Below are 6,776 nucleotides of genomic sequence, written 5' to 3' on the forward strand. Positions count from 1 at the left end.
CCCCCCCCCCCCCCCCCCCCCCCCCCCCCCCCCCCCCCGCCCCCCCCCCCCCCCCGCCCCCCCCCCCGCGCGGCCCCCCCCCCCCCCCCCCCCCCCCCCCCCCCCCCAGGCCGGATGCGCTGGTCAGGAGTGGTCGGCGGTGATCGACGGCAGTCCCGGTCTGTCGGATTGGCGTCGATCGGTATCGCGGCCCGCCAGCAGGGGATAGGAACGGGTAAGTGGCCAGCTCACTGAACCCGAGCCGGCTCGGGTCCCAGCGTCGTGGGGGTTGACATCACAGCCTGGCTCGTGAACCCGTGTCTCGCGGTCGAACCGCATGCGAACGAATGGTCCCCGAGCTGGGACTACGCCGATTCGGATGATCTGGCCGACGCTGACGGCATGATTGATCCCGTCGACACGGCTGATCCCACCGGCATGGCCGACCCCGCCGGCGTGGTCCGGCCCGGTCGGGCGAGGCGGGATCAGGCCAGGCGGGAGCAGGTCAGGTCAGGCCTGCGCGGCGGCGCGCGGTCTCGGTGACGGCGGCCCAGTCCTGTTCGGCCTGGCCGTGCGCGAGCGCGTCGACGAACGCGTCGCGCAGCACCCCGCCGAAAGGCAGCGGCACGTTGTGTTCCAGCCCGGAGGCCAGGGCCAGCTGAACGTCCTTGAACCCCAGCGGCAGGCGGAAGTTCACCGGCTCGTAGCTGCGGTTGCCGATCATCGTGCCATAGCCGGTGAAGATCGGGCCGGTGAACAGGCCCTCGGTCAGCAGCTCGAGGAACTGGGCCGGGTCGAGCCCACCGGCCTCGATGACGGTGGTCGCCTCCGCCATCGCCTCGATCGTGCAGGCGATGAGGTAGTTGCCGAAGATCTTCACCAGATTCGCGGCGGACGGGGTGTCGCCGACTGTCCAGGTGCGCCGCCCGAGCACGTCGAACAGTGGTCGCACGCTGTCCAGCGCAGTCGTCTCACCCGCGGTGACGATGACGAGGGCGCCGGCGGCGGCGGCCTCGGTGCGGCCGAACACCGGAGCGGCGACATAGCGCAGCCCCCGCTCGGTGTGTACGTGCAGCGCCTGCTCGGCCAGGGCCGTGCTGACGGTGGCCATGTTGACGTGCAGCGCGCCGGCCGGAGCACTCGCCAGCACGGCCGGGTTCAGTAGCCGCTCGGTGACCGCCCGGTCATCGGCGAGCATGCTCAGCACGGTGCCGGTCGCGAACGCCTCGTCGATGGTGGCCGGCACGGCACCGGCTGCCACGAGTCGCTCGACCGGCTCGGGCGAGCGGTTCCACACCAGCACGGTGTGACCGGCCGTGACCAGGTTGCGGGCCATGGCGCTGCCCATCCCACCCAGGCCGATGAATCCGATCCGCATAGGGCCACGCTCCACTGCGTGGTGAGGTGGTGTCAAGCAGACGCACGGGCGGCGAGCACCGCCAGCGCGGCCGTCACCAGGTGGCGCATGAGCGCCGGATCCTCGCCGCGGTAGCGAGCCAGGAAGTCCTGCGGCGTGATGACCCGACGCCCTCGGGACTCGTGGGTGCTCTCCCAGGTGCCGAGCTCATGCACCCGGGCGGTGCGGATCACCATGTAGGTGAGATCAGTGGGGCCGAAGTGGTCCGACTCGAGGACCTCGACCGGGTACAACGGGCCGAGCCGCGCCCGGATCTCCTCCCAGGCCTCTCGCCGCACGGTCTGTTCGATCGACGACTCGCCCCGCTGCACATGCCCACCGGGGATGTCCAGCCCGCGCGCCAGCTCGGCGACGACGAGGTGGCCGTCGCCGGTTACCGCCACCACCGCCGCGCTCGTCACCCGGTCGAACGGCGGGTCCGAGGACGGACCGAGGCGGGTGAGGGTCGACGCCTGGGCGGCGCCCCGGCGCACCGGCCGGCGGTCGGCTCCCGCGGTGCCGGTGTCGGTGCTGTTGCCGGTGTCGGTGTTGCTGTTGGCGGCGTCCATGCAGGGACGGCTCCTCCTCCGCGTCGAGAGCAGGCGTCCCTGCATGGTGCACGAGGTTGGGCCCGGGTGGAACGGCAGGAGCGGAGGGAACGGCTGGCCGGGTTCGGGCGGCTCAGGAGCCGAGAATCCTGGTGGCCGCGAACCTTGCGCCCTCGGTCGCGCTGCCGTCGAACGCGTACATCAGGTGGGCCAGGCCGTTGACGCCGTTGGCACACACCGGATCGCCGGCCTCGCAGAACTCCTTGGACTTCGGGCCGTAGGCCGGGCTCGAGGTCGGGATGTGCCCGGAATACAGGGCCAGTGGATTACCGAACACCACGACCGCGGAGACCCGTGGCGCCAGGTTCGCCGGAATGGTCTCGCCCTGGCCGAGGAAGGTGAAAATACCGATCGAGATGTCGGTGACACTTGCTCCCTGCGAGTATCCGCCCAGCACGAACTTCGTGTTGGGGCAGGCCGCGGCAACCGAGGTCACGTGCCGGGTCATGTCCGTGGCACCGGCGCCAGCCGAAAGCTGGGTGATGTCCGCCGCATAGTTGACCGCATAGGAGCCGACCGATTTTCCTGGCAGATTCTTCTTCACTCCGTCGACGAACGGGGTACCCACGATCCCGAGCCCGGGAAGCTCCGTGCTGGCCCGTGCGAAGACCACCTCGACATCGGAGCAGGTGGCAGCCTGCGCCGTACCCGCCGTCATCACCCCGCCGCCGATGATGCAGGCCAGGGCGGCCAGGCCGGCAGCCAGGGCCCGTACGCCCAGGGCTTTGATGCTTTTCGCGGTCATGAAGTCCTCCGTGTCGGCCAGCCCTGACCGGGCTGGTCCGGCCTGTACCCCCCATCCATTGTTGTGCGTTTTGGACGATATCTTCCGTACTAAATATGCACAAGAGGTGCATATTGAAAACGCCCCGAAGATCCCCTGAAGGTGCTACGCCAGGGGCATGAGCTGGGCTTTTGTGGCAGGTGGCAGGTGGCAGGTGGCAGGTGCGGGTCACGGCACCGTGTCCGCCCGTCTCACTGTTCGTCGGGGTCGCTCCGCCGTCGGGATCGACCGGCGTCGCCCACTTGGTGGATCTCCTTGTGTGGAAAGCGGCGGCGGGCGTACTCGGCGGCCGGCGAACCCGCGGTGACGTAGAGCGGCTCGACCTTGTCCTGCAGCGGGCGTAGCACCTGCGCCATGAACGCCCGGCGGTCCGCCAGGTAGGGATCGAGCACGTCCTCGCCGGCCGGGCATACGGCCATGCAGTACGCCGCCTTGTAGTTCGCACGAAACGACAGGCTCTGCCACATGGAGGCGTTCTCGGCGTCGCTCACCCGGTGCCGGAAGTCCGCGCCGTCGGCGCTGTCGGCCACCGTTTCCGCCCAGTCGGTGAAGCCGCCCATGAACTCCCGGTAGTTGTGCGTGAAGCAGGTGACGAAGTCGAACGCGCCGTCCTTGGCGATCGCCCCGACCGGGCAGGCCGCGACGCACAGCTTGCATTCCAGACAGGGGTTGTAGTCGATGGGGGACCCGTAGGCGCTCACTGGGGCGTCGAGGAGCAGCGTGGCGAGCAGGACGAAGTTCCCGAACCGGGGGTGGATGACGTTGCGGTGGATACCGATCGCCCCGAGACCCGCGGCGACCGCGACGGTCTTGTGTGCCACCACCCAGATCCGCCCCGGGTAGCGGTCCATCTCCATGGGAAAGGTGGCCGAGGGGTTGACCGCCCGGAACCCGGCGTCCTGCAGCGCACGCACGATCCGGCGGGCGGCGGCGTTGACGATCTCGCCGCTGTGATGGAACTCCTGGTTGGCAACGCTGCGCTCGGGTGAACGGACGTTGTCCCGGTTCATCCGCACCACGATGCTGACCAGGCTCCGGGTGCCGGGCAGGGCCCGCTCGACGTGTGGTCGCTCGTCGGCGAGTTCGGGCCGGTCGATCGGCACGGCGGCCATGTCGTCGGCGCCGGCCCGCAGGGCGACTTCCCGCAGCCAGTCGGCGTCGACGACCTCGGGCAGGCCGCAGGCGGGATCCGATCCGCCCCGGCGGGCGAGCGCGGCGCGTACCGACGGATGAGCGGCGAGGCGCGCGGGCAGGGCGGCCGGGCCCTCGGGATCGTCCTGGGCAGGCATGAGGTCGCTCCAAGAGGTCCGTGTGCAGCATGGTTGGAAAATCAAACTGACTATCGGACATCCCGCGTGGTTGGGTCAACCGGTAGATTCGGACGTACGGCTCCGCGTGTCGACGGGTTCGGGGAGGCTGTGGCCATGGCGGCTGGGGGGCGGGACTGCTCGATCGCGAACGCGCTCGGCGTCATCGGCGAGCGCTGGAGCCTGCTCGCGCTGCGCGAGGTGCTCCTCGGGGAACGCCGGTTCGACCAGATCGCCCGCAACACCGGGGCCAGCCGGGACATCCTGGCGGCTCGCCTGCGGACCCTGGTGGCACGCGGCGTGCTCACCCGTCAGCTCTACGAACAGCATCCGCCGCGCTACGAGTACGTCCCCACCGAGGCCGGTCAGGCGCTCGCCCCGATCCTGCTCGCGCTCACGGACTGGGGGGACCGGTACGTGACCGACGGCCCGCCCCCGACCCGCTGGGAACACGACTGCGGCGCCGAACTGGAGCCGGAACTGGTGTGCCGGCACTGCCACGCACCGGTGGCCGCCGGCACCACCCGCCTACTGCGCCTTGGCCGGGTGTTCTGACGGCCCGCTGGGCTGGGTCACCGGTCAGCCGGGCAGGCCAAGCAGTTCGATCACGGGGGACTCGTGCTCGTGGCCGAGCACCGACAGGGTGCCTGCGCCCAGCACGAACCGCGCACCGGCCCGCGGCGGCAGGCCCAGCCAGCGGGCGATGAGGACCCGCAGCATGTGCCCGTGGCCGACGAGGGCCACGTCGCCGCGTTCCAGCCACGGGCGCAACCGGGCGAGCACCGCGTCGGCGCGGGCGCCGACCTGCTCGACGGTCTCCCCGCCCGGTACCGGGGCGTCCCAGACCGTCCACCCGGGTACGGTCTCGCGGATCGTCGCGGTGGTGATGCCCTCGTAGTCGCCGTAGTCCCACTCGGCGAGATCGTCCCAGACCAGGCGCTCGGCCACCGGCGGGGCGACCAGTCCCGCGAGGTCTGCGGTGTGCCGGGCCCGGCGCCGGGGGCTCGTCGCCACCAGCCCGAACGTCAGCTCGTCCAGGTGGGTGGCCTGCGCCGCGGCCTGCCGCTCGCCCTCTTCGGTCAACGGGACATCGGTCTTGCCAGTGTGCCGACCGTCGCGGCTCCAGGCCGTCTGGCCGTGGCGCACCAGCACCACCCGGCCCGGGGCGGGCGGGGGCGTGGAGCTCACCCGCGCCGGACCGCGCGCCGCCGACGCCGCCGGCGCACCCCGCCGACCAGCAGCACCATCGAGCTGCCGGCCAGCACCACCCGATCCCAGCGCACGACCCGCACGACCGTCGGGGACTGCGCGGACACTCCGGACGGCGCATCGGAGGTCGCCCCGGGCGCCAGCTCCACCTCCGAGCCCGGCACCGGGGCGAGACCGAGCGCCGGGCCGTACCGCTGGCGCAGCTCCGCGGTGCGGGCGCGCAGCTGCTCCTGGGCCCGTTCGGCGACGCGGCGAGGGCTCACGATCTCCGCGATGGCGTCGATGGTCTCGGCCAGCTCGGCGCGGGTCTGTTCGATCTGACGCTGAATGGCGGCCGGGTCCTGCGGCACGAATGTTGCCCTCTCGTCCGGTGCGGGTGGCGGCGCGACGTCCCGCGTCGGGTGTGGCCGGCCTGTTCCGATCGTGCCAGACCGGCCACCCCCCGGCGAGGCGAAACGTCACGGCGCGCGTCGGGACATACCTCTCATCCGTGGTGACGGGTACCCGCGGCGGGCATCCGCCGAACCGCGGCGCGGGCGAAACAGGCCGACGGACCGCGGACGGCGGGCCGTTCGGCACCCGGGGGACGGCCCGGTGCCGACTACGCTGAAACCGTGCGGGGCGGCCCCGACCGGGCCCGGTCGGGGCCGGATCGGGCCGGATCGGACATTCGGGCACAGTCCGCGGCCGGGTTCGTGACGGCTGGCCCAGATCGGGATAGCGGGCCGGTTCCCACTCGTTGGCACAGGCAACTCGACCCGGGTTTCCCGGTGTCCGCGGCACGTTCGACCAGGAACGGAACGGACATGTTCACGATCGCTCATCGCCTGCGCATCCCGTCGCAGCAGGCGGGCCGCGTGGCCTCGACCGCGCTACGACTCGTCCTGGGTGCCGTCTGGCTGGCTGCCGGGCTGCTGAAGGTCAACGATCCCGACGGGATGCTGCGCTCGGTGCGGGCGTTCCGGATCCTGCCGGAGTCGCTGGTCCAGCCGGTCGCCTACGCCGTGCCGTTCCTGGAGATCGCCCTCGGCGTGCTGCTGGTGGTGGGCCTGGCCGTGCGGGTCGGCGCCGTCGTGTCGGCGCTGATGTTCGCGGCCTACATCGCGGCCATCGCCTCGGCGGCGGCCCGCGGGCTGCGCATCGACTGCGGCTGCTTCTCCTCCGGCGGCGATCTGGGTGCGGACGCGCCCACTCACTACACCTCCGAGCTCGTCCGCGACAGCCTGCTGCTGCTCGTCGCGCTCGCGCTTGCCTGGCGGCCCGCCGGCTACCTCACGGTGGACCGTCTGCTGAACCGACCGGTCGATCTCGACCCCTCGCACGACCCCAGCCTGGACGACCCCAGCCTGGACGATTCTGGCTCGGACGATGGCGCCATGCCGGCCGCCGACCACCGCAGGAGTGACGTAGATGGCTTCGAAAGTCTCAAAAGGTAAGGCAGCGGCGAGCGCCGAGGACCGGCGGGCGAAGGCCGCCGCCGCCCGGGCCGCCGC

At 71.7% G+C, this 6,776-nt stretch carries 8 protein-coding genes; 2 read left to right on the top strand and 6 right to left on the bottom strand.

Going from position 1 to position 6,776, the window contains the following annotated elements; genetic code table 11:
• Positions 1-484: 484 nt before the first annotated feature.
• From ND747_RS12455 to ND747_RS12470, 4 genes are all read right to left on the bottom strand, one after another.
• Positions 485-1,357: an NAD(P)-dependent oxidoreductase gene (locus ND747_RS12455; RefSeq protein WP_251733686.1), complete on the bottom strand. Its 873-nt coding sequence runs from the start codon at positions 1,355-1,357 to the stop codon at positions 485-487.
• A 32-nt stretch (positions 1,358-1,389) separates the two neighbouring features.
• Positions 1,390-1,944, bottom strand: a complete 555-nt coding sequence (locus ND747_RS12460; protein ID WP_251733687.1) for an NUDIX hydrolase — start codon at positions 1,942-1,944, stop codon at positions 1,390-1,392.
• Positions 1,945-2,056: 112 nt separating this feature from the next.
• Positions 2,057-2,728, bottom strand: a complete 672-nt coding sequence (locus tag ND747_RS12465) for a cutinase family protein (protein ID WP_251733688.1) — start codon at positions 2,726-2,728, stop codon at positions 2,057-2,059.
• A gap of 230 nt (positions 2,729-2,958) precedes the next feature.
• Entirely contained in the window at positions 2,959-4,056 is a 1,098-nt protein-coding gene (locus tag ND747_RS12470) for a 4Fe-4S binding protein (RefSeq protein WP_251733689.1), read from the bottom strand.
• A 135-nt stretch (positions 4,057-4,191) separates the two neighbouring features.
• Here ND747_RS12470 and ND747_RS12475 point away from each other — a divergent pair, with 135 nt between their 5' ends.
• Positions 4,192-4,629, top strand: a complete 438-nt coding sequence (locus ND747_RS12475; protein ID WP_251733690.1) for a helix-turn-helix domain-containing protein — start codon at positions 4,192-4,194, stop codon at positions 4,627-4,629.
• A gap of 24 nt (positions 4,630-4,653) precedes the next feature.
• On the opposite strand, the gene ND747_RS12480 is transcribed toward ND747_RS12475, so the two are convergent.
• On the bottom strand, positions 4,654-5,262 hold the full coding sequence (locus tag ND747_RS12480) for a histidine phosphatase family protein (RefSeq protein ID WP_251733691.1): 609 nt from the start codon (positions 5,260-5,262) through the stop codon (positions 4,654-4,656).
• Positions 5,259-5,633, bottom strand: coding sequence for a DUF3618 domain-containing protein (locus tag ND747_RS12485; RefSeq protein WP_251733692.1), 375 nt, complete (start codon positions 5,631-5,633; stop codon positions 5,259-5,261). Before ND747_RS12485 ends, ND747_RS12480 begins: the two co-directional genes overlap by 4 nt.
• Before the next feature lie 456 nt (positions 5,634-6,089).
• On the opposite strand from ND747_RS12485, the gene ND747_RS12490 reads away from it, so the two are divergent.
• Positions 6,090-6,719, top strand: coding sequence for a MauE/DoxX family redox-associated membrane protein (locus ND747_RS12490; protein ID WP_251733693.1), 630 nt, complete (start codon positions 6,090-6,092; stop codon positions 6,717-6,719).
• Positions 6,720-6,776: the final 57 nt, after the last annotated feature.

Origin of the sequence: Frankia sp. R82 (genome assembly GCF_023716925.1) — a bacterium.
GTDB lineage: Bacteria > Actinomycetota > Actinomycetes > Frankiales > Frankiaceae > Frankia.

Coding starts and splice junctions, on each gene's coding strand:
- ND747_RS12490 (WP_251733693.1), top strand. CDS start 6,090: ATGTTCACGATCGCTCATCGCCTGCGCATCCCGTCGCAGCAGGCGGGC.
- ND747_RS12465 (WP_251733688.1), bottom strand. CDS start 2,728: ATGACCGCGAAAAGCATCAAAGCCCTGGGCGTACGGGCCCTGGCTGCC.
- ND747_RS12455 (WP_251733686.1), bottom strand. CDS start 1,357: ATGCGGATCGGATTCATCGGCCTGGGTGGGATGGGCAGCGCCATGGCC.
- ND747_RS12460 (WP_251733687.1), bottom strand. CDS start 1,944: ATGGACGCCGCCAACAGCAACACCGACACCGGCAACAGCACCGACACC.
- ND747_RS12475 (WP_251733690.1), top strand. CDS start 4,192: ATGGCGGCTGGGGGGCGGGACTGCTCGATCGCGAACGCGCTCGGCGTC.
- ND747_RS12470 (WP_251733689.1), bottom strand. CDS start 4,056: ATGCCTGCCCAGGACGATCCCGAGGGCCCGGCCGCCCTGCCCGCGCGC.